The sequence below is a fragment of the Flagellimonas sp. genome, assembly GCF_965601775.1.
In the GTDB taxonomy this organism is placed as follows: domain Bacteria; phylum Bacteroidota; class Bacteroidia; order Flavobacteriales; family Flavobacteriaceae; genus Flagellimonas.
On record NZ_OZ271837.1, the window covers coordinates 2832996 to 2857711 of the forward strand.

The window sequence follows — 24716 nt, forward strand, 5'->3', positions numbered from 1 at the left end:
TTTTATTTAGAGTATAACTCGACTATTAACTGCTCTTTGATATTTTCAGGAATCTGAAGTCTTTCTGGAACAGTTACAAAAGTACCTTCCTTTTTCTCGGAGTTCCAGGTAATCCATTCATACACACTGCTATTGGCAGCCAAAGAGTCTTGAATTGCTTGAACGGATTTTGATTTTTCGCGTACTCCTACAACATCACCTGCTCTTAGGGAATAGGAAGGAATATTTACAATCTCGCCATTTACGGTAATGTGTCTATGGGATACCAACTGTCTGGCTCCTCTTCTTGAAGGAGAAATACCCATTCTGTAGACTACATTATCCAAACGGGATTCGCACAATTGCAACAATACCTCACCGGTAACTCCGTCACGTCTTTTAGCTTCTGTAAATAGATTTCTAAACTGACGCTCCAAAATACCGTAAGTGTACTTTGCTTTTTGCTTTTCCATCAACTGGATTGCGTATTCCGATTTTTTACCACGGCGTCTGTTGTTACCGTGTTGTCCTGGAGGGTAATTTTTCTTTTCGAACGACTTGTCGTCTCCGAAAATCGCTTCTCCAAACTTCCTAGCGATTTTTGTTTTTGGTCCTGTGTATCTTGCCATCTTTTAAATTTTTTGAAAGTGCGACTATGAATTAAGGCTTATCCTTCGATAATCTGTTTGCACTTTCAAGGCCTAAAGGCCATTAGTAAATAAATAATTAAACTCTTCTTCTTTTTGGAGGTCTACAACCATTGTGTGGTAGTGGAGTCACATCCACGATTTCGGTAACTTCTATACCGGCATTGTGAATGGAACGAATTGCAGATTCCCTACCATTACCTGGCCCTTTAACATATACCTTTACCTTACGAAGACCTGCTTCATGAGCTACTTTGGCACAATCTTCGGCAGCAACCTGGGCAGCATAAGGAGTGTTCTTTTTAGAACCTCTAAAGCCCATTTTACCCGCAGAAGACCAGGAGATAACGTCTCCTTTTTTGTTTGTCAAAGAGATAATGATGTTGTTGAAAGAAGCTACCACGTGGGCCTCACCCGTAGACTCAACGATTACTTTACGCTTCTTTGCTGTTTTTGTATTTGCTTTTGCCATATTTTTTAGTTCCTTGCTGTTAGTTCTTTGTTATTGGAATCCTAGACTTTTACATTTCAAACAGATTCTTCTAACGCCTGAATACTAATGACTGCTAATTATTATTTAGTTGCTTTTTTCTTGTTTGCAACTGTTTTACGTTTTCCTTTTCTGGTCCTAGAGTTGTTCTTGGTACGTTGACCCCTTAATGGTAATCCAGATCTGTGACGAATTCCTCTATAACAACCGATGTCCATCAATCGCTTGATGTTCAATTGGGTCTCTGAACGAAGCTCCCCTTCAATTGTATAGCTGGAAACCGCTTCCCTGATTCGACCAATTTCATCATCGTTCCAATCAGAAACTTTGGTGTCCTCACTTACTTGGGCTCTTTCCAAAATTTCTTTGGCTCTACTTTTCCCTACACCATAGATATAGGTAAGTGAGATAACGCCTCGCTTTTGTTTTGGTATGTCTACACCTGCAATTCTTGCCATAATTACCCTTGTCTTTGTTTAAATCTAGGATTCTTTTTGTTGATCACATATAATCTGCCCTTTCTGCGAACTATCTTGCAATCGGCACTTCTCTTCTTTATGGATGCTCTTACTTTCATCGTATTAGTATCTATACGTAATTCTTGCTTTTGTTAAATCATATGGACTCATCTCCAACTTTACCTTGTCCCCTGGAAGTAATTTGATATAGTGCATACGCATCTTTCCAGAGATATGGGCCGTCACCACGTGTCCATTTTCCAATTCTACTCGAAACATAGCATTGGATAATGCCTCGATAATAGTTCCGTCTTGTTCTATTGCCGCTTGCTTCGCCATAGGTTATGCTACTTTTCTGTTTTTACCTGTTTTCATTAGACCATCGTAATGTCTATTCAACAAATATGAATTCACTTGTTGAACTGTATCGATAGCCACACCTACCATAATCAATAAGGAGGTTCCTCCGTAAAACAATGCCCATCCAGCTTGTACGTCCATCAACTTAACGACTACTGCTGGCAATACTGCCAACAAAGCCAAGAAGATAGAGCCTGGGAAGGTTATCAATGACATGATTTTATCCAAGAAGTCACCAGTTTCTTTTCCAGGTCGAATTCCTGGGATAAATCCACCACTTCTTTTTAAATCATCTGCCATTTTGTTGGTAGGTACTGTAATCGCCGTGTAGAAATACGTAAATATGATAATCAATACCCCGAACAAAATGTTGTAGGCCAATCCGAAGATATCCGCAAACTGAACTTCCATCCACTGCCCAACAGCAGTATCATTGAATGTTCTACCAATAAGGCTGGGAGCAAACATGATTGCTTGAGCAAAGATTATAGGCATCACCCCGGAAGCATTCAACTTTAATGGAATATATTGTCTAGATCCCATCATGTTCTTTTCATACCCTCCAGAAGCAGTTCTTCTTGCGTATTGCACCGGTACTTGGCGAATAGCCATTACCAACAGTACACTTGCCAAGATGACCAAGAACCAGATAATCACCTCAATCAACATGAACATGATTCCACCCGTATTATTGGTAGTTCTAGAAATAAATTCTTGAACAAAGGATTGCGGCATAGTTGCTATGATACCAATCATAATCAACAAGGAAATACCGTTTCCAATTCCTTTATCGGTTATTTTCTCACCCAACCACATCGCAAAGATGGTCCCCGTAACCAAGATGATTACAGATGGAATAATGAAATCAAGACCTTTACCTAGAATAAAAGCGCTTTCAGGGACACCCAAAGCACTCAATCCATATAGATATGCTGGTGCTTGAACCACACAAATACCGATGGTCAACCAACGGGTAATTTGATTAATGGTCTTTCTACCACTTTCCCCTTCTTTCTGTAATTTCTGAAGATAAGGAATAGCTATCCCCATCAACTGAACCACAATGGAAGCGGAGATATAAGGCATAATACCCAAAGCAAAAACAGAAGCGTTGGCAAAAGCCCCTCCTGTAAAAGCGTTAAGCAATCCTAAAATTCCATCCCCGGCGTTTGCGCTTAATTCAGCCAATTGGGCAGTATCAATACCTGGAAGTACTACTTGTGCACCGAAACGGTATACCAAAAGCAGACCTAAAGTAACCAAGATGCGTTGTCTCAGCTCTTCAATTTTCCAGATATTCGATATAGTCTCTACAAATTTCTTCATGCGCTGTTCTTATAAACTTATTGCTTCACCACCAGCAGCTTCGATTGCAGCTTTGGCCGATGCAGTAAATTTATGTACTGATACTTTCAAAGAAGCTTTTAGCTCCCCATTTCCTAAAATCTTTACCAAATCATTTTTGTGAGCCAAGCGATTTTCCACCAAAGTGTCTAAAGTCACTTCTTTCTTCACCACTCCTTTGTCCACCAACTCTTGCAACTTGCTCAAGTTTACTCCTTGGTATTCTTTTCGGTTGATATTTTTAAAACCAAACTTAGGAACACGTCGTTGTAACGGCATCTGACCCCCTTCAAAACCAATTTTCTTGGAATATCCAGATCGAGACTTTGCACCTTTGTGTCCTCTTGTGGAAGTACCTCCTTTTCCGGAACCTTCTCCTCTTCCTACACGTTTTCCTTCTTTTTGTACAGCGCCTTCGGCTGGTTTAAGATTATGCAATTCCATTACCAACAATTTTTAAGCTTCCTCAGTGGAAACCAAGTGTTTTACTTTATCAATCATTCCAAGGATATTTGGCGTTGTATCATGCTCAACTACCTGTCCTATTTTACGAAGTCCCAAAGCCTCCAATGTTCTTTTTTGGTTTTGTGGCCTTTTGATGGCGCTTCGAACTTGTTTTACTTTAATCTTTGCCATTTTATTAGTTTTCAGTCTTCAGTCCTCAGTTTTCAGTATTAGATTTTCTTATAAAACCACTGTTTACTATCTACTACAGACTATCAACTTTAATAGTTATCCTTTAAAGACTTTTTCCAAGGAAATTCCTCTTTGATTTGCTACTGTTTGAGCTCCTCTCAATTGAAGAAGGGCGTCAAAAGTTGCTTTCACCACGTTGTGTGGGTTAGAAGAACCTTGGGATTTTGACAATACATCGTGTACACCAACCGCTTCCAATACCGCACGTACAGCACCACCAGCAATTACCCCGGTACCTTGTGATGCAGGTTGGATATATACTCGTGCACCACCATACTTACCTTTTTGCTCGTGTGGCAATGTTCCCTTGTTTAATGGAATTCGAACCAAATTCTTTTTAGCATCCTCGATTGCCTTGGCGATAGCCGTGGCAACCTCTTTGGATTTCCCCAAACCGTGACCTACAACACCGTTTTCATCTCCTACTACAACTATGGCAGAAAATCCGAATGCACGTCCACCTTTGGTTACCTTGGTAACTCTTTGAACTCCAACCAAACGATCTTTCAATTCCAGACCTCCTGGTTTAACTATTTCTACATTTTTATACTTCCCGTACATAGTTATTAGAATTTAAGTCCTGCTTCTCTGGCACCTTCAGCCAATGATTTTACTCTTCCGTGATATAGGTTACCTCCTCTGTCAAAAGCAACAGATTCAATGCCTAGCTTTTGTGCTTTTTCTGCAATTGCCTTTCCAACAGAAGCAGCGATATCCGTTTTTGTTCCTTTGGCATCGATTTCCTTGTCTCTGGAAGATGCTGAAGCCAATGTAACACCTTTGTTGTCGTCTATCAATTGCGCATAGATTTCCTTGTTGCTTCGGAAAATAGACAATCTAGGTCTAGCTTCTGTACCGAAGGAAATCTTACGTATTCTTCTTCGTATTCTTAACTTTCTATCAGTCTTGGATAATTTCATTGTACTACGTATTACGCTGATTTACCTGCTTTTCTTCTCAATTGCTCACCAACAAACTTCACACCTTTTCCTTTGTAAGGTTCAGGCTTACGGAAGGAACGGATTTTAGCCGCTACTTGTCCCACCAATTGTTTGTCGTGTGATGTCAATTTCACAATAGGGTTCTTTCCTTTTTCGGAAATGGTCTCAATTTTGATTTCAGGAGCAATATTCATTACAATATTGTGTGAAAACCCAAGGGCCAAATCTAATTTTTGTCCTTGATTGGTGGCACGGTATCCAACACCAACCAACTCCAATTCCTTAGTGAAACCTTTGGAAACGCCTTCGACCATATTGGAAATCAAAGCGCGATATAGTCCGTGTTTAGCCTTGTGCTCCTTAGAGTCTGAAGGTCTTTCCACAACCACATTGCCTTCCTCTACCTTAATCGCAACCCCTGAAAATTCTTGGGTCAATTCCCCAAGTTTACCTTTTACGGTTACGTTGTTGTCATTCACTTCAACTGTAACTGCTTCTGGAATTGCAACTGGACTGTTACCTATTCTTGACATTTCTTTATTCTTTTATCATTAATAAACGTAGCACAATACTTCGCCACCTACGTTTTCTTGCTTGGCTTGCTTGCTGGTCATAACTCCGTGAGAAGTAGAGACAATAGCAATACCCAAACCATTCAATACTCTTGGCAATTCACCTGAACCTGCATACTTGCGCAGACCTGGTTTACTTACCCTCTGAATTTTTTTAATCACAGGCTCCTTGGTAAACTTATCGTACTTCAATGCGATCTTGATGTTTCCTTGAACCTCATTCTCTTCAAACTTATAGCTCAAAATGTATCCTTGATCAAAAAGGATTTTAGTCATTTGTTGCTTCAAGTTGGAAGCTGGAATGTTCACTACCCTATGACCTGCCTTACTGGCATTTCTAATTCTGGTCAGATAATCTGAAATTGGATCTGTAAGCATTTCTTTTCTTTATATCGGTTTACCAACTAGCCTTTTTAACTCCTGGAATCAAGCCTTGATTGGCCATCTCTCTAAAGGTTACCCTTGATATACCAAAAGTTCTCATATATCCTCTAGGTCTTCCTGTCAACTTGCAACGGTTGCGCATTCTTACCGGTGAAGCATTCTTAGGAAGCTTCTGAAGAGCTTCATAATCTCCTGCTTCTTTCAAAGCTTTGCGCTTTGCTGCGTATTTGGCTACCGTTTTTGCCCTTTTTCTTTCACGGGCTTTCATTGATTCCTTGGCCATACTAGTTCTTTTTAAAGGGTACTCCCAATTCGCTTAATAATGATTTTGCTTCTTTGTCCGTCTGTGCAGAAGTAACAAAGGTGATATCCATTCCGTTGATTCTATTGATTTTGTCAATATTGATCTCTGGAAAGATAATTTGTTCTGTAATCCCTAGGTTGTAGTTTCCTCTTCCGTCAAAACCGTTGGCCTTCACTCCTTGGAAATCACGTACCCTTGGAAGCGCAGTAGTAATCAATCTATCCAAAAACTCATACATGCGCTCACCTCTCAAAGTTACTTTGGCGCCGATTGGCATACCTTTTCTCAACTTGAAGGAAGCAACGTCTTTTTTGGATAATGTAGCTACTGCTTTTTGACCTGTGATATTGGTAAGTTCCTCCACCGCGTGGTCAATTAATTTTTTATCTGAAACTGCAGCACCCACACCACGGCTAACTACAATTTTCTCCAATTTTGGAACCTGCATAATGTTCTTGTATCCGAATTCATCGGATAGCGCTTTCATTACGCGCTCCTTATATTCTTGCTTAAGTCTAGGAATGTAACTCATAACTAAAGTACTTCATTGGATTTTTTAGCAACACGAACCTTTTTCCCATCTCTTACTTCAAATCCAACTCTAGTAGGCTCACCAGATTTTGGATCCATCAAGGATAGATTGGAAATTTGGATAGGTGCTTCTTTTTTCACTATTCCTCCTTGCGGGTTCTGAGCACTTGGCTTCTCATGTTTGGATACCATATTGACACCCTCCACGATAGCTTTGTTCTTTTCACGGTCAATTTTTACCACTTTTCCTTCAGACCCTTTGTGGTCTCCAGCAGTAACTACAACCGTATCCCCTGTTTTTATCTTTAATTTCATCTCTCTTCTACTTTTAAAGTACCTCTGGGGCCAATGAAACAATTTTCATGAACTGCTTGTCCCTAAGCTCTCTGGCCACAGGTCCAAAAACGCGAGTTCCTCTCATCTCTCCGGTAGGGTTCAACAATACACAAGCATTGTCATCAAAACGGATGTAAGAACCATCAGGTCTTCTTACCTCTTTTTTGGTTCTAACCACAACAGCGGTTGAAACTGAACCTTTTTTTATCGTTCCGTTGGGGGTAGCTTCTTTAACAGTAACTACAATTTTATCCCCTAAGGAAGCGTATCTTCTTTTTGTTCCTCCCAATACGCGGATGGTCAAAACTTCTTTTGCACCAGTATTATCCGCAACCTTTAATCTAGATTCTTGTTGTACCATGATTACTTAGCTCTTTCAAGGATTTCAACCAATCTCCAGCACTTTGTCTTGCTCAATGGTCGGGTTTCCATTATTTTAACGGTGTCACCTTCGTTGCAATCATTCTTCTCATCATGGGCAACATACTTCTTGGTTTTCAAAACGAACTTCCCGTACATTGGGTGCTTTACTCGTTTTACCTCTGCAACAACAATGGATTTCTCCATTTTGCTACTGGTAACAACCCCTATTCTTTCTTTTCTTAAGTTTCTTTTTTCCATAAGGCAAAACCAATTATTGTACTTCCCTTTTAGTTAATTCTGTTGCCAATCGTGCTACAGTTCTTCGTGTACTGCGAATCTGCATAGGATTTTCCAATGGTGTCACTGCATGTGCCATTTTAAGGTCCTCATGCTGTTTTTTCAACTCGGTTAGCTTTTCTCTAAGCTCTTCTACCGAAAGTTCTTTTATTTCTGACTGTTTCATTTTCTTACCCATTAAAAGATTAAGCGGAATAATCCCTTGCAACTACAAACTTTGTTTTCACAGGCAACTTTTGTGCTGCCAAACGAAGTGCTTCCTTAGCAATGTCATGTGGTACTCCGGCAACCTCGAACATGATTCGACCTGGCTTGACAACGGCTACCCAATATTCTGGGGCACCCTTACCTTTACCCATACGTACCTCAAGAGGCTTTTTAGTGATAGGCTTGTCTGGGAAAATTTTAATCCACAGTTGACCTTGTCTTTTCATGTATCTTGTCGCAGCAATACGTGCAGCCTCTATTTGACGGGCAGTGATGAAGTGTGAATCCAAAGACTTGATTCCGAACATTCCATTGGAAAGTTGGTGTCCTCTTTGGGAATTTCCTTTCATTCTTCCCTTCTGCGCTTTACGAAACTTTGTTCTTTTTGGCTGTAGCATGTTTCCTCTACTTTATCTTAATTACTTTCTACGGCGTTGTTGTCTCTTTCCACCACCATCTTGCTTTCCACCTTTTCCTTGGCTCTTAGATAGTCCAACTAGTGGAGAAAGCTCTCTCTTTCCGTACACTTCACCTTTCATTATCCAAACCTTGATACCCAATCTACCATAGGTAGTATGAGCTTCAACTAGAGCATAATCTACATCAGCTCTAAAAGTTGATAATGGAATTCTACCCTCCTTATAGGACTCAGAACGTGCCATTTCAGCTCCATTCAAACGTCCAGAGATTTGAATTTTGATTCCTTCAGCATTCATACGCATTGCAGCTGCAATGGCCATTTTAATGGCTCTACGGTATGAAATTCTACTTTCAATCTGTCTGGCAACACTCGCAGCAACCAAGTTGGCATCCAACTCTGGTCTTTTGATTTCGTGAATGTTGATTTGAACTTCTTTGTTGGTAATTTTCTTAAGCTCTTCCTTAAGTTTATCAACCTCTTGACCACCTTTACCAATAATAATACCTGGCCGAGCCGTAGTAATGGTAATTGTGATCAATTTTAAAGTTCTTTCTATAATAACCCTAGACACACTGGCTTTAGCCAAACGTGCGTGGATATATTTTCTGATTTTGTCATCCTCAGCCAGCTTATCGCCGTAATCATTGCCTCCGTACCAGTTGGATTCCCATCCTCTGATAATTCCTAAGCGATTTCCTATCGGATTGGTCTTCTGTCCCATAATTCTGTTCTAGCTTTGAACGTTATTGTTAGCTTCCAATACCAAGGTTACATGGTTGGAACGTTTTCTAATTCTATGCGCTCTACCCTGAGGTGCTGGACGCAATCTTTTCAACATCGTACCACCGTCTACACGGATTTCTTTGATGAAAAGGTCTGCATCTTCAATGCTTGCTTCCTCATTCTTAGCTTCCCAATTGGCAATAGCTGAAAGCAATAGTTTCTCCAATCTTCTTGATGCCTCTTTTTGGTTGAATCTCAAAATAGCCAAAGCCATTTCAATCTGCTTCCCTCTGATAAGGTCAGCTACCAATCGCATTTTTCTTGGCGAAGTTGGGCAATTGTTCAACTTTGCAAAAGCAAGTTGCTTTTTCTCAGCCTTGATTCTTTCGGCCATTTGTCTTTTACGAACTCCCATTGCTTACTTACTTTTTACCTTTGTTTTTAGCTCCTGCGTGACCTCTAAAAGATCGTGTAGGTGAAAATTCTCCTAGTTTGTGACCTACCATGTTTTCAGTAACATATACAGGAACAAATTGTCTCCCGTTGTGCACTGCGATGGTTTGTCCTACGAAATCAGGAGTAATCATTGAAGCTCTTGACCAAGTTTTGATCACGGTCTTCTTTCCTGATTCTATATTGCTCTGTACTTTCTTTTCCAGACTGTGGTGAACGTATGGTCCTTTTTTTAATGAACGTGCCATTTCTCTTTACTTTTATTTCTTTCTACGTTCTACAATGTATCTATTGGAATCCTTGGTCTTAGAACGAGTTCTAAATCCTTTGGCAGGAATACCGTTCTTAGATCTTGGGTGACCTCCGGAAGCCCTTCCTTCACCACCACCCATTGGGTGATCGACTGGGTTCATGGCTACTGGTCTAGTTCTTGGTCTTCTACCTAACCATCTGCTTCTACCTGCTTTACCAGATACCAACAATTGGTGGTCAGAATTGGAAACTGCCCCAACAGTAGCCAAGCAATTGGCCAATATCATTCGAGTTTCACCAGAAGGTAATTTGATGGTAACAAACTTTCCATCTTTCGCCATCAACTGTGCAAAAGTACCAGCACTTCTTGCGATTACAGCTCCTTGACCAGGACGAAGTTCGATACAAGAAATAATTGTACCTAAAGGAATTTCGCTCAATGGCAATGCGTTACCAATTTCTGGAGCAGATTTAGAACCTGAAGAAATCTTCTGGCCCACTTGCAATCCATTCTGTGCAATCACATATCGCTTCTCACCATCTTTATACTCCACCAATGCGATGAATGCTGTTCTGTTGGGATCGTACTGAATTGAAACTACAGTAGCTTCAACACCCTGCTTATCTCTTTTGAAATCGATAATACGATACCTTCTTTTATGACCTCCACCTCTGTGGCGCATGGTCATTTTTCCTTGACTGTTCCTACCACCCGACTTTTTTAACGGAGCGATCAAACTCTTCTCCGGCTTATCAGTAGTAATCGCGTCAAATCCGTTTACTACTCTAAAACGCTGTCCAGGGGTTATCGGTTTTAATTTTCTAACTGACATTTCTTGTCCTTATAGATTGCTGTAAAAATCAATAATATCTCCTTCGGCAACATCTACAATCGCTTTTTTCAAAGCGTTGGTCTTACCGTGTTGGATACCTGTTTTTGTATATCTAGATTTACGGGTTGGACCGTAATTCATAGTTCTTACTTTTTCCACAGATACACCATAAGTGGCCTCAACCGCTTCTTTAATCTGGATTTTGTTGGCACTTGGGTCAACATAGAATCCATAACGATTGAAAAGCTCGCTATCCGCGGTCATTTTTTCCGTAATGATTGGCTTTATCAACACACTCATGATACTCTTATTTCTTTAAGTTCGATTCAATTCCTTCCAAAGCACTCTCTGTCAACACAATGCTATTCGCATTCACTATCTTATAAGTGTTCAATTCAGAACTGTTGATTACCTCGGAACGCTCCAAGTTGCGTGAAGACAAGTACACATTATCATTTGCTCCACCCAATACAACCAAAGACTTGTTGTTTTCAATTCCCAAAGAGGTCAAGAAGGAAACAAAATCTTTTGTTTTAGGAGCTTCAAAGTTGAAATCCTCAACCACAACCAAAGATTTCGCTTTAGTTTTTTGGCTAAGTGCTGATTTTCTGGCCAAACGCTTCACGTTCTTGTTAAGCTTTTGGGTATAATCTTTAGGTCTAGGACCAAAGATTCTACCACCACCTCTAAAAACAGGAGACTTGATGCTACCTGCACGAGCCGTACCGGTACCTTTTTGCTTCTTGATTTTTCGAGTACTTCCGGCAATCTCAGCTCTTTCTTTAGCCTTGTGATTCCCTTGTCTCTGGTGTGCCAAATATTGCTTTACATCCAAGTAAATAGCATGCTCATTAGGCTCTATTCCGAAAACATCGTCAGAAAGGTCTACCTTTCTTCCTGTTTCTTTTCCCGTAATATCTAAAACTGCTACCTTCATTACTTCTCGATTGTTACGTAAGCATTTTTGTGACCTGGAACAGCACCTTTCACTACGATAAGGTTTTTCTCAGGAACCACTTTCAATACTCTTAAGTTTTGAACTGTAACTCTTTCTCCACCCATTCTACCGGCCATCTTCATTCCTTTGAAAACGCGAGCAGGATACGATGCAGCACCAATGGAACCAGGAGCTCTCAATCGGTTATGCTGACCGTGCGTAGCTTGTCCAACACCTCCAAAGCCATGTCTTTTCACAACACCTTGAAATCCTTTTCCTTTTGATGTACCAACTACATCTACAAACTCTCCTTCTACAAAAAGGTCAACACCAACAGTGTCTCCTAATTTGTATTCACCTTCAAAATCACGGAATTCAACGACTCTCTTTTTTGGAGAAGCACCTGCTTTTTTAGCATGGCCCAATTCGGCCTTGTTTGCACGTCTTTCTGCCTTGTCATCGAAACCGAGTTGAAGGGCACTGTACCCGTCTACCTCTTCGGTTCTGACTTGGGTAACCACACATGGTCCTGCTTCCAAAACGGTACATGGGATGTTCTTCCCATTCTCGTCGAAGATGCTGGTCATGCCGATTTTTCTTCCTATTAACCCAGACATATTATTACTTATTAATTATTCCCTTTTAAACGCCAATTTCTTGGCAAAAAAATTGGGTCAAAGAAAAGATTCTGTGACCCAGATATGTTTTCTTTTTCCCGTTTTTCCTTCGCACGCAGCTCCGGACATGTCTACCCCTATTTTCTAAGGGCGTGCAAATCTACACTTTTATTTCGACTTCTACACCACTTGGAAGCTCTAATTTCATTAAAGCATCAATAGTTTTTGAAGAAGAACTGTAAATATCAAGCAATCTCTTGTATGAACTCAATTGAAATTGCTCTCTAGATTTCTTGTTCACGTGAGGTGAACGTAAAACTGTAAATATCTTTTTGTGTGTTGGTAATGGAATTGGTCCAGTTACAACAGCACCTGTTGTCTTTACCGTTTTCACAATTTTCTCAGCAGATTTATCCACCAAATTGTGGTCGTAAGACTTTAATTTAATTCTAATTTTTTGACTCATCTTGCTGAAAATTTAAGCAGTTACTCCTTTTACAGATTTAATTACTTCCTCTGCAATATTTGAAGGAGTTTCTGCGTAATGTGAAAATTCCATTGTTGACGTCGCTCTACCTGAGGACAACGTTCTCAATGCAGTAACATAACCAAACATTTCTGAAAGTGGCACTTCAGCTTTTACAACTTTAGAACCAGCTCTATCATCCATGTTGTTTACTTGACCTCTTCTTCGGTTCAAGTCACCCACGATATCACCCATATTTTCTTCTGGAGTCAATACCTCCAATTTCATGATGGGTTCCATCAATACCGCTCTTGCAGCTCTTGCAGCTTCTTTGTAACCAAGCTTGGCGGCAAGTTCAAAAGAAAGGGAATCAGAATCCACAGGGTGGAAAGAACCATCTTTTAGGGTAATCTTCATACTATCCATCTCAAATCCAGCCAAAGGACCATTTTTCATAGCCTCCTTGAATCCTTTTTCTACGGATGGGATATATTCTTTAGGAATGTTACCTCCTTTTATCTCATTTACAAATTCCAAACCAGCACCAGCCTCTTCACTTGCAGGCTCCATAACAAACACAATGTCGGCGAATTTACCACGACCACCTGTTTGCTTTTTGTATACCTCTCTGTGATTCGCAACTGCAGTCAAGGCCTCTTTGTATTCAACCTGTGGTTGACCTTGGTTTACCTCAACCTTGAACTCACGTCTCAAACGGTCAACAATAATATCCAAGTGAAGCTCACCCATACCAGAAATAATAGTTTGGCCCGAAGCTTCATCCGTCTTAACCTGGAAAGTTGGGTCTTCCTCTGCCAATTTGGCCAAAGACATACCTAACTTATCAACGTCGGCCTTAGTTTTAGGCTCAACCGCGATACCAATTACGGGATCAGGGAAATCCATACTTTCAAGTACGATAGGATGCTTCTCCGAAGACATCGTATCACCAGTCTTGATATCTTTAAATCCAACCGCAGCTCCAATATCTCCGGCTTCGATATATTCGATAGCATTCTGCTTGTTGGAGTGCATTTGGTAGATACGTGAGATACGCTCTTTCTTACCTGAACGGTTGTTCAAGATGTAAGAACCAGCATCCAAACGACCAGAGTATGCTCTAAAGAATGCCAAACGACCTACAAAGGGGTCAGTAGCAATCTTAAATGCCAAAGCTGAAAAAGGTTCTTTTGGGTCTGGCTTTCTAGTGATTTCCTCACCTGTATCGGGGTTGGTACCTACAATATCATCCTTATCCAATGGTGAAGGCAGATAACGACAGACCGCGTCCAACAAAAACTGAACTCCTTTATTTTTGAAAGAAGAACCACAAACCATAGGAATGATAGCTCTATCCATAACAGCAGCTCTTAACGCAGCGTGAACTTCCTCCTCAGTGATGGAATTTTCATCTTCGAAGAATTTCTCCATCAACTCTTCGTCATATTCTGCTACAGCTTCAATCAAAGCAGCTCTGTATTCACTAACCTCATCTTGCATTTCAGCAGGGATATCGATAACATCGAAAGTAGAACCAAAGTTCTCATCATGCCATACAATAGCTCTGTTCTTTGCAAGGTCTACGATACCTTTAAAATCGGCTTCCTCACCAATTGGCAAAACAATCGGCACAGCATTAGACCCCAACATTTCTTTAACCTGCTTACACACATTCAAGAAGTTGGAACCTTGACGGTCCATTTTGTTTACGAATCCGATACGAGGCACTTTATAGTTATCGGCCAATCTCCAGTTCGTCTCGGATTGTGGCTCAACACCATCAACCGCACTAAACAAGAAAACCAACCCATCCAAAACACGTAATGAACGGTTCACCTCAACGGTAAAATCCACGTGACCGGGAGTATCAATAATATTAAAGTGGTATCCTTTTGCATCAGCTGTAGGCTTTCCATTCTCCGTTGGAAACTCCCAAGTACAAGTTGTCGCCGCAGAAGTAATGGTAATACCACGCTCCTGTTCTTGCTCCATCCAGTCCATGGTAGCAGCCCCATCATGCACCTCACCAATCTTGTGACTTACACCGGTATAAAAAAGAATACGTTCTGTAGTCGTGGTCTTACCTGCATCAATATGCGCGGCAATACCAATATTCCTTGTGTATTTTAAATCTCTTGACATTGTATTGACTAGAATCTAAAGTGTGAGAATGCTTTGTTGGCCTCAGCCATTTTGTGTGTATCTACTCTTTTCTTGACAGCAGCTCCTTCTTCTTTGGCAGCTGCTAAAACTTCAGCAGCCAACTTTTGGGCCATAGATTTTTCATTACGCTTTCTTGCGAAGCTAATCAACCATTTCATGGCAGTTGAAATCTTTCTGTCAGGACGAATTTGCATAGGGATCTGGAACGTTGCCCCACCTACTCTTCTACTTCTTACCTCGACGTGAGGCATCACATTGGAAAGTGCATCCTTCCAAAGCTCCAAAGCAGTTTTTTCTTCGTCAGTATTTTTTTCTTCAACGATGTCAATGGCATCGTAAAAAATCTTGTAGGCTACGGATTTTTTTCCGTCCCACATCATCATATTGACAAAACGTGTTACCAGTTGGTCATTGAACCTTGGGTCTGGCAATAACGGTCTTTTCTTTGCCTGTCTTTTTCTCATCTCTTCTTCTTAAAAGTGTTATTTACTTTTTAGGACGCTTTGCACCATACTTAGATCGTCTCTGGGTCCTTCCTGCAACACCTGCAGTATCCAAAGCTCCTCGAACGATGTGATATCGCACACCAGGCAAATCCTTTACTCTTCCACCTCTTACCAATACTATCGAGTGCTCTTGGAGGTTGTGACCTTCACCAGGGATGTATGCGTTTACTTCTTTACCGTTGGTTAACCTAACCCTTGCAACTTTACGCATTGCAGAGTTTGGTTTTTTAGGTGTAGTAGTGTAAACACGCGTACAAACCCCTCTTCTTTGAGGACACGAATCCAAAGCAGCCGATTTACTCTTCTTGGTAATTGTGACTCTTCCTTTTCGTACTAATTGTGAAATTGTTGGCATTAAAATTTCTTTATAAAATCAAAACAACCCTCGTTTTGAGGGGTGCAAATGTAGTGATAATTAGGAATAAATCAAATGGTCGCAAAATTTTTTAAAGATTAAATCAAAGTATCAAAACAACCTTTGCCTAAAATAATCTACCTAACACTATCCAAACAGTATAGTTCTCCAAATCGACAATATGTACATGTGTTTTTCTTGCCCTAAATAAAATGGCTGCATTTTACTTTTTTCCCTGCGCTATTCAAACAGGGATTAATCCAGGAACTATACCTTATATATATAGGTATGGTTATTTGCTACTCGCTTACGATTAAAAATTCCCATACATCTTAAAAGGTGGGAATCCCCTTTCTATTTTGACAAATCCTCAAAAAGAAGACCCACAATTGTGTTTTTTCCAAACTTTGCGAACTTTTTTGAATCCTTTCTAAATACTTAAAGAATTCTAAAATTTTATCTAAAATCCTTTGGATTATTAACATGAAATTATGACTTTAGGGCCAGCTAATTCAAATAATAAAAGTAATGAGAACAAAACTTAATGGATTGTTAACGCTACTATTGGCGTTTGTTGTGCATCTGTCCTTTGCACAAGACAAGACGATTTCAGGTACGGTCACGGATGCCGACGGCCTCCCACTTCCTGGAGTTAACATTGTCGTTGAGGGTACCGACAATGGTACTCAAACAGATTTTGATGGAAATTACACCATCGCCGCTAGTGTAGGCCAGACACTAAGCTTTACCTACATCGGACAAAAAGAGGTAAGGCGTACAGTTGGTGCTGGCAACACCATTAACGTCCAGATGGAGGAAGATGCCCAAGCATTGGAGGAGGTAATTGTTACCGCCCAAGGTATTAAGAGAGAAAAGCAAGCTTTAGGATATGCGGTATCCGAAGTGGGTAGCGAAGCTCTCGAACAGCGAACTGAAGGTGACGTTGGTAGGGTGCTTACCGGTAAGGCTTCTGGTCTAAACATCACACAACAAAGTGGACTTTCCGGATCGGGTACGAATATTATTATTCGTGGATTCAGTTCCTTTAGTGGAAGTAACCAACCATTGTTCATTGTTGATGGGGTTCCCTTCGATAGTGGAACAAACAGTGTAGGTAGCATCGATGGTGATGATAATGATGATTTTATTGATGGTAACTCCGGTTCCAGCCGTTTCTTGGATTTAGACCCAAACAACATTGAAAGTGTAAACGTACTTAAAGGTTTGGCAGCTGCCACACTTTATGGTACACTCGGTAGAAACGGGGTAATTTTGATTACAACCAAGAACGGGGCCTCAACCGGAGCTGTAAAGAAAAATGAGATTACGGTTACCTCATCTCTGTTCTTTAATGAGATTGCTTCACTTGCAGATTACCAAAACCAATTCGGTAACGGATTTGATCAGGCCTTTGGATGGTTCTTCAGTAACTGGGGACCAAGTTTCGATAGAGACGGAGTCGCAGGTTGGATCAATGGTGTGGATTCTAGAGATAACGTTGGTTTTAATGACGATGGGACTTTGGCTCACCCTTACTCAACTGCAGCTAGCGCTACAGGTATTCCTGCTGCATTCCCGGAGTTTGCCGGAGTACGATACGAGTGGAGACCGTACAACAGTGTTCCCGAATTCTTTAGAACAGGAACTGTAAAATCCAATTCCGTAAACATAAGAGGCGCATCGGACGATGGAAAAGTATCTTATAACGCGAACTTTGGGCATTTGGATGATGAAGGATTTACACCAGGGAACAACTTAAGAAGATATACTATCGGACTTGGAGGTAGAGCTATTCTTTCCAACAAGTTTACTGTTGCAGGTACCTTGAATTTCTCTAACACAGATTTTCGAACTCCACCGGTAGCGGCGAGTGTTGGAAACGGAGCATTGAACCAAGCAACAGGTTCTTCAGTCTTTGGAGAATTGTTCTTTACACCTCGAAGTGTTGACCTTATTGGTCTTCCTTTCCAGAACCCAATTGATGGTTCCAGTGTTTACTACAGACAAAACAATAGTATCCAGCACCCATTATGGACGGTGGCCAATGCTAAAGTACAGCAGGTAACCAACCGGGTATTTGGTAATATGTCGTTGACTTACAACTTTAACGACAACCTAAACTTATTATATAGATTTGGTTTGGACGTTTTCAGCGAAAATAACACCAACCAACAAAATGCTGGTGGTAGAGGTCAGCCTAACGCGGAGTTAATCAGTGGATTCTACCAGACGTGGAATAATACCAATACTATTTTGAACCATGACCTTATTTTAAATGGTGATTACGATCTTACCGACCAAATCGGCATGACATTCAACGCGGGTGTGACTGCGAGAAGAGAGGTTTTGGATAGAAATGGTGTTGCGAGTAGTGGTCAGCAAGTATTCGATGTCTTTAGACATGTAAACTTTGCCAACCAAAATGAAATCCAATTCTTCCAGGAGAGAAACATTGCTGGAGCATTTGTTCAGGCCGATTTTGACTACGACAGATGGATTTTCTTAACCTTGGCAGGAAGAAATGACTGGGTATCCAACTTGGATATTGAGAACCGTTCCGTTTTCTATCCTAGTGCAAGTGTTTCCTTCATTCCTACCACTGTTTTCGATGGTTTGAAATCAGAAAAAGGAATAAACTACTTAAAACTGAGAGCAGGTTTTGGTACTTCAGCGAACTTCCCAACAGGTTTCCCTGTAGCTACTAACTTAAACATCAATACCCAGTTCTTTCAAGATGAGGGAGTGGATATCGTGACCAACTCGGTAGGTAACCGACTTGGTAACCCTGGTTTACAACCTGAGCTTTTAAGAGAGTTTGAAGTTGGTATTGAAACTCGTCTTTTCAATAATCTTGTTTCTTTGGAGGCTTCCTACTATAACAGAACAACCGAAGACTTGATTGTGGATAGACCTTTAGACCCATCAACTGGATTTACAAGACAACAAACCAATGTTGGTGAAATTAAAGGGGACGGTCTTGAAGTTGATTTAGGATTGAATCTTTTCAACAGTCAGGATGAAGGTGGATTTAGCTGGAATGTAAATGCTAACTTCACTACCAATAACGCCACTGTTGAAGACTTAGGTGCCGATACAGACATCATTGTTTACTCTGGATTTAATGACATTGGTAATGCCGCTATCGAAGGAGAGCAATTGGGTGTATTAGTAGGTACTCGAATCGCACGTAATGAGAATGGCGAGTTCTTGGTGGACAGTGCTGGAGATTATATAGAGGAACAAGGACAGTTCGTTATTGGGGATCCTAACCCAGACTGGATCTTAAACGTAAACAATAGCGTTTCGTATAAGAACTTTACCTTCTCTTTCCTGTTGAATTATACACAAGGTGGAGATATTTACTCTAGAACAATTTCAACCTTGTTGGGTAGAGGTTTGACCACGGATACGGTTGACAGGGTTAACACTTTTATTTTACCAGGTGTTCAGGAATCCGATGGAAGTCCAAATACCAAGCAGATCAACAACTCTACATTCTATTTCAACAATGTTTTGTTTGGTCCGGATGAGTTGGGGGTTTTTGATGGAACTGTAATTCGTTTGCAAGAAGTTTCTCTAGGCTATTCGTTACCTAAGAAGTTCTTGGATAAAACGCCTTTCGGCTCCTTGAGCATAACCGCTTCTGGTTTGAACTTGTTCTACGAAGCACTTAATGTACCTGATGGAACCAATTTTGATCCTAATCAGGCTGGTTTAGGTGTAGGTAATGGTAGAGGATTTGATTTCTTGGCTGGACCTAGTGCAAGAAGATATGGTCTAAGTGTAAAAGCCTCATTCTAATTAAAAAAATTAACAATGAAAAGAATATTTAAAACATTTGGTTCAAGCGCACTCATTGCCACCTTGCTACTAGGGGGATGTGAAACCATTGAACTTGATATAACAGACAATCCAAACCAATTGAGTTTGGATCAATCGAGCGCAGATCTTCTCTTGAATTCGATTCAAGTTGATTTTGCGACCTTCGTAGAACTAATGGGTCAGAATGGTGGAGATTTGGTACGTATTGGCTATTTAAACGGTCGTAACTACCAGAACATTACCAACCTTTCTCCTGTGCAGCTCAACTTGGAATGGAACATAGCCTACCAAGGGGATAATGCGGAAACCTTACCTTCTGGTTTGGAAGTAAATGGTATTTTGGCAGACATTAGAGCCTTGGCTCCAGCAGCAGAAGCAAATGAACTGTTCAGACATACGGCCATTGCTCAATTTATCGAAGCGTATACCATTGTGACATTGGTGGATTTCTTTGGAGACATTCCATATTCTGAGGCGATTCAAGCTGCCGCAGATACGCCCATATTGAATCCAAATGTGGATTCTGGCGCCAGCATCTATGAAGCCGCATTGGGCTTACTTAGTTCAGCAATTGAAAACTTCGAAAGAGATGTGGTTACGACGCCTGCAAACGATTTTTACTATGGAGGTACCTGGAGCAACTGGGTTAAAGCATGTAACACACTTAGAATGAAAATCTATTTGCAAAGTAGATTGGTTGACGGCGGTGCTGTTGCTGCTTTTAATGCTATCGTTGCTGACGGAAATTTTATTGATGAAACCTCTGAAGATTTACAATTTCAATGGGGAACCAATGCAATCCTTCCAGATGCCAGACACCCAAGATATGCGGATAACTATACGCCTTCTGGGGGTGCTGATTATTTGCCAAACTGGTTGATGAATCTTATGGATACTACAGATGATCCAAGAATCCGTTTCTACTTTTATAGACAAGTTAACGCTGTACCAGGTGCAGAAATTCCACCTAACGAGGAAACTTTAGCTTGTGGATTGGAGCCTATTCCTCAACATTATGCAGACGGTAATTTCACTTTCTGCGTACTTCCAAACGGATACTGGGGTAGAGACCACGGGCAGAATGCAGGTATTCCGCCAGATGGGTTTACAAGAGCTGTATATGGAGTTTATCCTTCCGGTGGTATTTTTGATGACAGTAGTTTTGAAGGCTTAGGCGTTGGCGATGGCGGCGGAGGTGCTGGAGTCACTCCTATACTATTAGCTTCTTGGGTAGACTTTATGAGAGCGGAAGTGGCGATGATAGGTAATGCAGATGCTGGATTGCCATTCTTACAGGCAGGTCTTGCTAAGTCAGTGGCAAAAGTTATTTCTTTTGGTTCTTTAGACGCTTCGGCAAACGCCTCCTTCTTCCCTACCACAACTGACATAGATAGTCATAGCCTTAATGTAAGTAATGCCTTTACAGCTGCGGATGATGATGGAAAGATGGATATTTTGGCAGAACAGTATATGATTGCTCTTTTCGGTAATGGAATTGATGGATACAATTTCTATAGAAGAACAGGGTTCCCTACCACATTCCAACCAAACTTGGAACCAGAACCCGGATCTTTTATTAGGTCTTTGAACTACCCAGCAGATTTTGTGAACAACAACTCTTCTGTGGATCCTAAGCCAAATCAAACAATTCAAGTCTTTTGGGATAACAATCCAGGCACGGGTTTCCCAATAGCTAACTAAAAATTAGACGCAGACAATGAAAACAAACAATAATAAAATTGCAGTATTAGGTTTAGCACTTGCTACCCTTGTTGCCTGTGAATCGGATGACAAGATTGTTGATACTATTTTGGCAGAAGTAGGTACTGGTGCAGTGATAAGAACCATAGATGAGGACAATGCCCTTGTCTACAATGATGTCACCACATCTTTTGATGCCGGTTCGGCGTATACTCTTGTATTGGAAGTGCAAGACGAAGAGGAAGGCGGTCTCCTAGAAAGCGTTGAAATCTTTGTGAATTTTGATGATAACTCTACTGATGGCGGGGATATGACCACCACAGAAGTTCCTTTGCAAACTTTACAAGCCAGTGACTTTAGCACCGGAGACAGGGGATTGCCTCAAGTAACGGTTTCCTATACTTCTGACCAATTGGTTTCTACTACAGGAATTAATGAGGCCATGATTGTAGGTAAGGACCGTTTTGAATTCCGTTTAGTACTTAACTTAACCAACGGGGAAACCTTCACAAACACCGATGTTGGAGGACCTGTGAGTGGTGGGGCCTTCTTCTCCGCTCCATTTGAGTACTTTCCTGTAATTGAATGTTCAATTACTGAAAATTTGGCTGGTACGCATTCTTATGTAGTAACAAATGCCCGTCCTGCTCCAGGAAGCGGAAACGTATGTTCTGGCAATGATTTGGTAGGTACGGTAACTTGGACCGAGGTATCCAGTGGTGTATACTCTTCTTCCGATATGAGTTTTGGTCAATTCTTGGATTGTACCCAAAGAGAAGGAGATGTTCCAACAGGTGATATTACATTTGTAAGAGGTCCTGCCGCAGGTGAGGACATTGAAATCGAATGGGATTGTACATTACTTACTCCAGATGGAGAGGTTTTCTTGGATGAAGGAGTGGTTGTTCCTAATGACGATGATGATCCAGATACCGAAATCACCTATAGCTATGAAATAGACAATGTAAGTGGTTCAGAAATGACCATTTTATTCTCTAGCTCTCAAGGTGATGCAGGTACTGTTGTACTCACTAGAGAAGGTGATGTGGATTGGCCAGTTATTTTTACTGCTAATAACTAAACCCAGTATAAACCAAGAAAAAGGCCATCCTTATTGGATGGCCTTTTTTTATGCCTTGTATTGACTACAAAGTCTTGTAATATCGCAGTACTCTTGCAATATCCGCAGATTCCTTAAGATTTAATCTGTTCTTAGAAACAAACTGCTTTATTTTTTCGCTAGTTTCCGTATCCCCTTCAAATAATGCATAAATCCCTTTTTTTGAAGCTTTGAAATATTGTATATCTTCTTCATCACCATTTTTCTTTCCCAAATACATTTCCCGTGATTCTACAAATCGATTGGGTACATTCAATTCCAAAGAAGTTCTCGCCTCCTTGCCTTCTTTGAAAACTTTCTCCTTTTTCTCATAGAGCACCATGTCATTTAAATTGGCCATTTCGAAAAGATACCCTTCCTTAAAATTTCCTTTTTTATCGTAATATCTTTTGTATTTGGCAGGCGTTCCATTGATAACACAATAAATATCCTCCCGCGGAAGGAGTACCTGGGTTTCTTCATCATCGGAAACCGGTTGAATTTCAAATTGGTCTCTAAACCCATCGTATCTTAAAAACAACACACCTTCTATACCATCTTCACTATAAATTGAAGCCTTTCTAAAATCTTCATGGAAAAAAGCGGATCCTTGAATTTGTATTTTTTTTTCTATTCTGTTCTGGTTTCTCACCTGCTGAAAGGCAAAGTCCAATCTTGGGTTCCTTCCGGTGACATCCAAGTCCACATTGGAGCCACTAAAATTAGACGTCGGTAATTGTGCTATTGATACACTGCAGATACCTAAGGCCAATATCATTAAGGGGATTTTTCTGTTCATGTTTCTCATTTTGATTGTGTTTTATTTTCATTTGAACTAGCTAACAAATAAATGGGTAGGATATATTCACGATTATTACCTCTACTTGCTTTACTTTGCACTTTTAAGGTACAAATAATAGCATTACTTAGTAATGGGAAGCGCTTAAATGCAAATCCTTGAAAACCCGCTGGAATGGAAAAAAAATCACAGATTTACGGAATTCGCGCCATTATAGAGGCTATAGAAGCTGGGCAACCCATACAAAAAGTATATCTACAAAAAGGCCTTAAAGGTTCGCTTGCCAAAGATTTGGAGGCTTTGCTTCGCAAAGAGGGTATTAGCACTTCATATGTCCCGGTTGAAAAACTTAATCGATTGAACCGCAATAATCACCAAGGGGCTATTGCAAACATTTCCCCTGTACCGTTTAGCAATTTTGAAACCTTGGTGGAATCTATAGTTCAACAAAAAAAAGAACCCTTTTTCCTATTATTGGATCATATTACGGATGTCAGAAATTTTGGAGCCATCATTCGGACGGCAGAGTGTTGTGGTGTAGATGGGATTATCATTCCTAAACAAGGTTCCGCTCCTATTACCGAGGACACTGTCAAAACATCAGCTGGAGCGGTCTTTAAAGTTCCCATTGCCAAAGTTGACCATTTAAAAGACGCCCTTTTTTATCTACAATCCCACAATATTACCATACTGGCAGCCACCGAAAAAGCCAATGAGAACCTGCATGATTTAGAGATTTCAGGTCCCTGCGCGGTAATTATGGGAGCCGAGGATACTGGTATTTCACCCTCTATCTTAAAAACATCTGACAAAAGGGCTAAACTCCCACTCATGGGCAGCATTGGCTCTTTAAATGTTTCTGTAGCCTGTGGTGTGTTTTTATACGAAGTGGTACGGCAAAGATTGAAATAGACCTTAGCTTATTTTTCTTTATCCTTTTCTTCCTTAAAATGATACTTTATTTTGACAGGGCCTTCGTTTTCATCCAATTGTTCAGTCTCGCCCACAAAATTTCCATCTGCGTCAAAATGCCTAAGGAAAGGGTCATTTTCTTCATCAAAATCGTCTTTCTCCCAATCGTACTTTTTTTCTTTGGGTACATCAACATTTAAGTACAATGCCAGCAAAAGTCCCATAATAAAACCTGACAAATGGCCTTCCCAGGATATTCCGTCCTTAACGGGAAAGATATACCATATCATACTTCCATATACAAAAACAACTATAAGTGAAAGAGCCACCAATCGGTAGTGCTCCGTAAAGATGCCTTTAAAAAAAATAAAACTGGCCAAAACATATATCAAACCACTTGCTCCAATATGATAGGATGGTCGTCCAATGACCCATGTCAATACTCCCGAACCCAATACTCCCAGCAGCAAAACACGGAAGGCAACCTTTTTATAAAAAAGAAAAAGAAAAAAGGTGAGTACGGCCAATGGAATGGTGTTGTTGTACAGATGTTCCACCGAGCTATGAATAAATGGGCTGAAAAACACACCTTTTAGTCCGGAAAAAGTTCTTGGACGCACGCCCCAATGATTAAAATTGACTCCAAAGCGTACTTCTGCCCAATAAACGACCCATATAGCCAAGGTAGCCAATAAGGGTGCTATCAGTATACTTTCAGAAACTCTGAATGTTTTGGCCTCTTTCATCG

General features: G+C 40.6%; 36 protein-coding genes. 4 read left to right on the forward strand and 32 right to left on the reverse strand.

The genetic code is table 11. The annotated features are described in order from the left end of the window. Nucleotides 1-2 precede the first annotated feature (2 nt). From rpsD to rpsL, 30 genes are all read right to left on the reverse strand, one after another. The gene (gene rpsD, locus ACSLUF_RS13110; protein ID WP_435623236.1) at nucleotides 3-608 is read right to left on the reverse strand and encodes a 30S ribosomal protein S4; all 606 of its coding nucleotides are present in this window, start codon (nucleotides 606-608) and stop codon (nucleotides 3-5) included. A gap of 97 nt (nucleotides 609-705) precedes the next feature. Beyond that, nucleotides 706-1098 carry a 30S ribosomal protein S11 gene (gene rpsK, locus ACSLUF_RS13115; protein ID WP_435623237.1) on the reverse strand — a complete coding sequence of 131 codons (393 nt, stop codon included), beginning with the start codon at nucleotides 1096-1098 and terminating at the stop codon, nucleotides 706-708. Between the two features lie 101 nt (nucleotides 1099-1199). After that, complete coding sequence (gene rpsM, locus ACSLUF_RS13120) at nucleotides 1200-1574, reverse strand: 30S ribosomal protein S13 (protein ID WP_106145070.1); 375 nt, start codon at nucleotides 1572-1574, stop codon at nucleotides 1200-1202. Between the two features lie 2 nt (nucleotides 1575-1576). Further along, entirely contained in the window at nucleotides 1577-1693 is a 117-nt protein-coding gene (gene ykgO / locus ACSLUF_RS13125) for a type B 50S ribosomal protein L36 (RefSeq protein WP_010519235.1), read from the reverse strand. Nucleotides 1694-1697: 4 nt separating this feature from the next. Continuing rightward, on the reverse strand, nucleotides 1698-1913 hold the full coding sequence (gene infA / locus ACSLUF_RS13130) for a translation initiation factor IF-1 (protein WP_011710675.1): 216 nt from the start codon (nucleotides 1911-1913) through the stop codon (nucleotides 1698-1700). Between the two features lie 3 nt (nucleotides 1914-1916). Next, a complete protein-coding gene (secY, locus tag ACSLUF_RS13135) occupies nucleotides 1917-3260 on the reverse strand; it encodes a preprotein translocase subunit SecY (protein WP_435623238.1) in 1344 nt (447 codons plus the stop codon). Between the two features lie 9 nt (nucleotides 3261-3269). Next, nucleotides 3270-3722: a 50S ribosomal protein L15 gene (gene rplO, locus ACSLUF_RS13140; protein ID WP_435623239.1), complete on the reverse strand. Its 453-nt coding sequence runs from the start codon at nucleotides 3720-3722 to the stop codon at nucleotides 3270-3272. Nucleotides 3723-3734: 12 nt separating this feature from the next. Next, nucleotides 3735-3914: a 50S ribosomal protein L30 gene (rpmD, locus tag ACSLUF_RS13145; RefSeq protein ID WP_106145067.1), complete on the reverse strand. Its 180-nt coding sequence runs from the start codon at nucleotides 3912-3914 to the stop codon at nucleotides 3735-3737. Nucleotides 3915-4010: 96 nt separating this feature from the next. Next, nucleotides 4011-4535 carry a 30S ribosomal protein S5 gene (gene rpsE / locus ACSLUF_RS13150; RefSeq protein ID WP_106145066.1) on the reverse strand — a complete coding sequence of 175 codons (525 nt, stop codon included), beginning with the start codon at nucleotides 4533-4535 and terminating at the stop codon, nucleotides 4011-4013. Between the two features lie 5 nt (nucleotides 4536-4540). After that, a complete protein-coding gene (rplR, locus tag ACSLUF_RS13155; RefSeq protein ID WP_435623240.1) occupies nucleotides 4541-4894 on the reverse strand; it encodes a 50S ribosomal protein L18 in 354 nt (117 codons plus the stop codon). Nucleotides 4895-4905: 11 nt separating this feature from the next. Further along, nucleotides 4906-5448 (reverse strand): 50S ribosomal protein L6, encoded by a 543-nt coding sequence (gene rplF, locus ACSLUF_RS13160; protein ID WP_435623241.1) that lies wholly within the window; start codon nucleotides 5446-5448, stop codon nucleotides 4906-4908. A gap of 18 nt (nucleotides 5449-5466) precedes the next feature. After that, a complete protein-coding gene (gene rpsH / locus ACSLUF_RS13165; protein WP_435623242.1) occupies nucleotides 5467-5865 on the reverse strand; it encodes a 30S ribosomal protein S8 in 399 nt (132 codons plus the stop codon). A gap of 19 nt (nucleotides 5866-5884) precedes the next feature. Then, the gene (rpsN, locus tag ACSLUF_RS13170; protein WP_054559724.1) at nucleotides 5885-6154 is read right to left on the reverse strand and encodes a 30S ribosomal protein S14; all 270 of its coding nucleotides are present in this window, start codon (nucleotides 6152-6154) and stop codon (nucleotides 5885-5887) included. 1 nt (nucleotide 6155) lies between these two features. Then, on the reverse strand, nucleotides 6156-6707 hold the full coding sequence (gene rplE / locus ACSLUF_RS13175) for a 50S ribosomal protein L5 (protein WP_435623243.1): 552 nt from the start codon (nucleotides 6705-6707) through the stop codon (nucleotides 6156-6158). Nucleotides 6708-6709: 2 nt separating this feature from the next. Beyond that, complete coding sequence (gene rplX / locus ACSLUF_RS13180) at nucleotides 6710-7021, reverse strand: 50S ribosomal protein L24 (RefSeq protein ID WP_435623244.1); 312 nt, start codon at nucleotides 7019-7021, stop codon at nucleotides 6710-6712. 13 nt (nucleotides 7022-7034) lie between these two features. After that, nucleotides 7035-7403 carry a 50S ribosomal protein L14 gene (gene rplN, locus ACSLUF_RS13185; protein WP_130611997.1) on the reverse strand — a complete coding sequence of 123 codons (369 nt, stop codon included), beginning with the start codon at nucleotides 7401-7403 and terminating at the stop codon, nucleotides 7035-7037. 2 nt (nucleotides 7404-7405) lie between these two features. After that, the gene (rpsQ, locus tag ACSLUF_RS13190) at nucleotides 7406-7663 is read right to left on the reverse strand and encodes a 30S ribosomal protein S17 (RefSeq protein ID WP_106145059.1); all 258 of its coding nucleotides are present in this window, start codon (nucleotides 7661-7663) and stop codon (nucleotides 7406-7408) included. Between the two features lie 13 nt (nucleotides 7664-7676). Beyond that, the gene (rpmC, locus tag ACSLUF_RS13195) at nucleotides 7677-7868 is read right to left on the reverse strand and encodes a 50S ribosomal protein L29 (RefSeq protein ID WP_106147457.1); all 192 of its coding nucleotides are present in this window, start codon (nucleotides 7866-7868) and stop codon (nucleotides 7677-7679) included. Between the two features lie 19 nt (nucleotides 7869-7887). Then, the gene (gene rplP / locus ACSLUF_RS13200) at nucleotides 7888-8307 is read right to left on the reverse strand and encodes a 50S ribosomal protein L16 (protein ID WP_106145058.1); all 420 of its coding nucleotides are present in this window, start codon (nucleotides 8305-8307) and stop codon (nucleotides 7888-7890) included. Nucleotides 8308-8328: 21 nt separating this feature from the next. Beyond that, the gene (gene rpsC, locus ACSLUF_RS13205; RefSeq protein ID WP_106145057.1) at nucleotides 8329-9051 is read right to left on the reverse strand and encodes a 30S ribosomal protein S3; all 723 of its coding nucleotides are present in this window, start codon (nucleotides 9049-9051) and stop codon (nucleotides 8329-8331) included. 9 nt (nucleotides 9052-9060) lie between these two features. After that, nucleotides 9061-9468: a 50S ribosomal protein L22 gene (gene rplV / locus ACSLUF_RS13210; RefSeq protein WP_106145056.1), complete on the reverse strand. Its 408-nt coding sequence runs from the start codon at nucleotides 9466-9468 to the stop codon at nucleotides 9061-9063. A 7-nt stretch (nucleotides 9469-9475) separates the two neighbouring features. Further along, a complete protein-coding gene (gene rpsS, locus ACSLUF_RS13215; RefSeq protein WP_435623245.1) occupies nucleotides 9476-9754 on the reverse strand; it encodes a 30S ribosomal protein S19 in 279 nt (92 codons plus the stop codon). Nucleotides 9755-9766: 12 nt separating this feature from the next. After that, complete coding sequence (gene rplB, locus ACSLUF_RS13220; protein ID WP_299000049.1) at nucleotides 9767-10591, reverse strand: 50S ribosomal protein L2; 825 nt, start codon at nucleotides 10589-10591, stop codon at nucleotides 9767-9769. Nucleotides 10592-10600: 9 nt separating this feature from the next. Continuing rightward, complete coding sequence (rplW, locus tag ACSLUF_RS13225; RefSeq protein ID WP_106145053.1) at nucleotides 10601-10891, reverse strand: 50S ribosomal protein L23; 291 nt, start codon at nucleotides 10889-10891, stop codon at nucleotides 10601-10603. A gap of 7 nt (nucleotides 10892-10898) precedes the next feature. Then, nucleotides 10899-11528 carry a 50S ribosomal protein L4 gene (gene rplD / locus ACSLUF_RS13230; protein WP_435623246.1) on the reverse strand — a complete coding sequence of 210 codons (630 nt, stop codon included), beginning with the start codon at nucleotides 11526-11528 and terminating at the stop codon, nucleotides 10899-10901. Further along, nucleotides 11528-12145, reverse strand: a complete 618-nt coding sequence (gene rplC / locus ACSLUF_RS13235) for a 50S ribosomal protein L3 (protein ID WP_106145051.1) — start codon at nucleotides 12143-12145, stop codon at nucleotides 11528-11530. Before rplC ends, rplD begins: the two co-directional genes overlap by 1 nt. A gap of 160 nt (nucleotides 12146-12305) precedes the next feature. Continuing rightward, nucleotides 12306-12611, reverse strand: coding sequence for a 30S ribosomal protein S10 (gene rpsJ, locus ACSLUF_RS13240; protein ID WP_007094989.1), 306 nt, complete (start codon nucleotides 12609-12611; stop codon nucleotides 12306-12308). Between the two features lie 12 nt (nucleotides 12612-12623). Continuing rightward, nucleotides 12624-14753: an elongation factor G gene (fusA, locus tag ACSLUF_RS13245; protein ID WP_435623247.1), complete on the reverse strand. Its 2130-nt coding sequence runs from the start codon at nucleotides 14751-14753 to the stop codon at nucleotides 12624-12626. An 8-nt stretch (nucleotides 14754-14761) separates the two neighbouring features. Next, entirely contained in the window at nucleotides 14762-15238 is a 477-nt protein-coding gene (gene rpsG, locus ACSLUF_RS13250) for a 30S ribosomal protein S7 (protein WP_435623248.1), read from the reverse strand. A 22-nt stretch (nucleotides 15239-15260) separates the two neighbouring features. Then, nucleotides 15261-15635 (reverse strand): 30S ribosomal protein S12, encoded by a 375-nt coding sequence (gene rpsL, locus ACSLUF_RS13255; protein ID WP_031445118.1) that lies wholly within the window; start codon nucleotides 15633-15635, stop codon nucleotides 15261-15263. Between the two features lie 528 nt (nucleotides 15636-16163). Between rpsL and ACSLUF_RS13260 the strand changes: the two genes are divergently transcribed. The 3 genes from ACSLUF_RS13260 to ACSLUF_RS13270 are packed head-to-tail and all read left to right on the forward strand — an operon-like array spanning nucleotide 16164 to nucleotide 22239. Continuing rightward, a complete protein-coding gene (locus tag ACSLUF_RS13260; RefSeq protein WP_435623249.1) occupies nucleotides 16164-19436 on the forward strand; it encodes a SusC/RagA family TonB-linked outer membrane protein in 3273 nt (1090 codons plus the stop codon). 15 nt (nucleotides 19437-19451) lie between these two features. Continuing rightward, entirely contained in the window at nucleotides 19452-21158 is a 1707-nt protein-coding gene (locus tag ACSLUF_RS13265; protein ID WP_435623250.1) for a SusD/RagB family nutrient-binding outer membrane lipoprotein, read from the forward strand. Nucleotides 21159-21174: 16 nt separating this feature from the next. After that, nucleotides 21175-22239 (forward strand): hypothetical protein, encoded by a 1065-nt coding sequence (locus ACSLUF_RS13270; RefSeq protein WP_435623251.1) that lies wholly within the window; start codon nucleotides 21175-21177, stop codon nucleotides 22237-22239. A gap of 64 nt (nucleotides 22240-22303) precedes the next feature. Here the strand turns inward: ACSLUF_RS13270 and ACSLUF_RS13275 are convergent, their stop codons facing one another. Further along, nucleotides 22304-23056 carry a hypothetical protein gene (locus tag ACSLUF_RS13275; protein WP_435623252.1) on the reverse strand — a complete coding sequence of 251 codons (753 nt, stop codon included), beginning with the start codon at nucleotides 23054-23056 and terminating at the stop codon, nucleotides 22304-22306. A 174-nt stretch (nucleotides 23057-23230) separates the two neighbouring features. On the opposite strand from ACSLUF_RS13275, the gene rlmB reads away from it, so the two are divergent. Further along, the gene (gene rlmB / locus ACSLUF_RS13280; protein ID WP_435623253.1) at nucleotides 23231-23968 is read left to right on the forward strand and encodes a 23S rRNA (guanosine(2251)-2'-O)-methyltransferase RlmB; all 738 of its coding nucleotides are present in this window, start codon (nucleotides 23231-23233) and stop codon (nucleotides 23966-23968) included. A gap of 8 nt (nucleotides 23969-23976) precedes the next feature. Here rlmB and ACSLUF_RS13285 read toward each other — a convergent pair whose 3' ends face one another. Next, nucleotides 23977-24714, reverse strand: a complete 738-nt coding sequence (locus ACSLUF_RS13285; protein WP_435623254.1) for a rhomboid family intramembrane serine protease — start codon at nucleotides 24712-24714, stop codon at nucleotides 23977-23979. Between the last annotated feature and the right edge of the window lie 2 nt (nucleotides 24715-24716).

Coding starts and splice junctions, on each gene's coding strand:
- rpsM (WP_106145070.1), bottom strand. CDS start 1,574: ATGGCAAGAATTGCAGGTGTAGACATACCAAAACAAAAGCGAGGCGTT.
- rplF (WP_435623241.1), bottom strand. CDS start 5,448: ATGTCAAGAATAGGTAACAGTCCAGTTGCAATTCCAGAAGCAGTTACA.
- fusA (WP_435623247.1), bottom strand. CDS start 14,753: ATGTCAAGAGATTTAAAATACACAAGGAATATTGGTATTGCCGCGCAT.
- rpmC (WP_106147457.1), bottom strand. CDS start 7,868: ATGAAACAGTCAGAAATAAAAGAACTTTCGGTAGAAGAGCTTAGAGAA.
- rplO (WP_435623239.1), bottom strand. CDS start 3,722: ATGGAATTGCATAATCTTAAACCAGCCGAAGGCGCTGTACAAAAAGAA.
- ACSLUF_RS13265 (WP_435623250.1), top strand. CDS start 19,452: ATGAAAAGAATATTTAAAACATTTGGTTCAAGCGCACTCATTGCCACC.
- rpsN (WP_054559724.1), bottom strand. CDS start 6,154: ATGGCCAAGGAATCAATGAAAGCCCGTGAAAGAAAAAGGGCAAAAACG.
- rpsJ (WP_007094989.1), bottom strand. CDS start 12,611: ATGAGTCAAAAAATTAGAATTAAATTAAAGTCTTACGACCACAATTTG.
- ACSLUF_RS13275 (WP_435623252.1), bottom strand. CDS start 23,056: ATGAACAGAAAAATCCCCTTAATGATATTGGCCTTAGGTATCTGCAGT.
- rplD (WP_435623246.1), bottom strand. CDS start 11,528: ATGAAGGTAGCAGTTTTAGATATTACGGGAAAAGAAACAGGAAGAAAG.
- rlmB (WP_435623253.1), top strand. CDS start 23,231: ATGGAAAAAAAATCACAGATTTACGGAATTCGCGCCATTATAGAGGCT.
- infA (WP_011710675.1), bottom strand. CDS start 1,913: ATGGCGAAGCAAGCGGCAATAGAACAAGACGGAACTATTATCGAGGCA.
- rplX (WP_435623244.1), bottom strand. CDS start 7,021: ATGAAATTAAAGATAAAAACAGGGGATACGGTTGTAGTTACTGCTGGA.
- rpsD (WP_435623236.1), bottom strand. CDS start 608: ATGGCAAGATACACAGGACCAAAAACAAAAATCGCTAGGAAGTTTGGA.
- rpsE (WP_106145066.1), bottom strand. CDS start 4,535: ATGTACGGGAAGTATAAAAATGTAGAAATAGTTAAACCAGGAGGTCTG.
- rplV (WP_106145056.1), bottom strand. CDS start 9,468: ATGGGAGTTCGTAAAAGACAAATGGCCGAAAGAATCAAGGCTGAGAAA.
- rpsH (WP_435623242.1), bottom strand. CDS start 5,865: ATGCTTACAGATCCAATTTCAGATTATCTGACCAGAATTAGAAATGCC.
- rpsQ (WP_106145059.1), bottom strand. CDS start 7,663: ATGGAAAAAAGAAACTTAAGAAAAGAAAGAATAGGGGTTGTTACCAGT.
- rplC (WP_106145051.1), bottom strand. CDS start 12,145: ATGTCTGGGTTAATAGGAAGAAAAATCGGCATGACCAGCATCTTCGAC.
- secY (WP_435623238.1), bottom strand. CDS start 3,260: ATGAAGAAATTTGTAGAGACTATATCGAATATCTGGAAAATTGAAGAG.
- rpsG (WP_435623248.1), bottom strand. CDS start 15,238: ATGAGAAAAAGACAGGCAAAGAAAAGACCGTTATTGCCAGACCCAAGG.
- rpsK (WP_435623237.1), bottom strand. CDS start 1,098: ATGGCAAAAGCAAATACAAAAACAGCAAAGAAGCGTAAAGTAATCGTT.
- rpmD (WP_106145067.1), bottom strand. CDS start 3,914: ATGGCAAAGATTAAAGTAAAACAAGTTCGAAGCGCCATCAAAAGGCCA.
- rplP (WP_106145058.1), bottom strand. CDS start 8,307: ATGCTACAGCCAAAAAGAACAAAGTTTCGTAAAGCGCAGAAGGGAAGA.
- rplN (WP_130611997.1), bottom strand. CDS start 7,403: ATGGTACAACAAGAATCTAGATTAAAGGTTGCGGATAATACTGGTGCA.
- rplB (WP_299000049.1), bottom strand. CDS start 10,591: ATGTCAGTTAGAAAATTAAAACCGATAACCCCTGGACAGCGTTTTAGA.
- ykgO (WP_010519235.1), bottom strand. CDS start 1,693: ATGAAAGTAAGAGCATCCATAAAGAAGAGAAGTGCCGATTGCAAGATA.
- rplR (WP_435623240.1), bottom strand. CDS start 4,894: ATGAAATTATCCAAGACTGATAGAAAGTTAAGAATACGAAGAAGAATA.
- rpsC (WP_106145057.1), bottom strand. CDS start 9,051: ATGGGACAGAAGACCAATCCGATAGGAAATCGCTTAGGAATTATCAGA.
- rplE (WP_435623243.1), bottom strand. CDS start 6,707: ATGAGTTACATTCCTAGACTTAAGCAAGAATATAAGGAGCGCGTAATG.
- ACSLUF_RS13260 (WP_435623249.1), top strand. CDS start 16,164: ATGAGAACAAAACTTAATGGATTGTTAACGCTACTATTGGCGTTTGTT.
- ACSLUF_RS13270 (WP_435623251.1), top strand. CDS start 21,175: ATGAAAACAAACAATAATAAAATTGCAGTATTAGGTTTAGCACTTGCT.
- rpsS (WP_435623245.1), bottom strand. CDS start 9,754: ATGGCACGTTCATTAAAAAAAGGACCATACGTTCACCACAGTCTGGAA.
- ACSLUF_RS13285 (WP_435623254.1), bottom strand. CDS start 24,714: ATGAAAGAGGCCAAAACATTCAGAGTTTCTGAAAGTATACTGATAGCA.
- rplW (WP_106145053.1), bottom strand. CDS start 10,891: ATGAGTGTGTTGATAAAGCCAATCATTACGGAAAAAATGACCGCGGAT.
- rpsL (WP_031445118.1), bottom strand. CDS start 15,635: ATGCCAACAATTTCACAATTAGTACGAAAAGGAAGAGTCACAATTACC.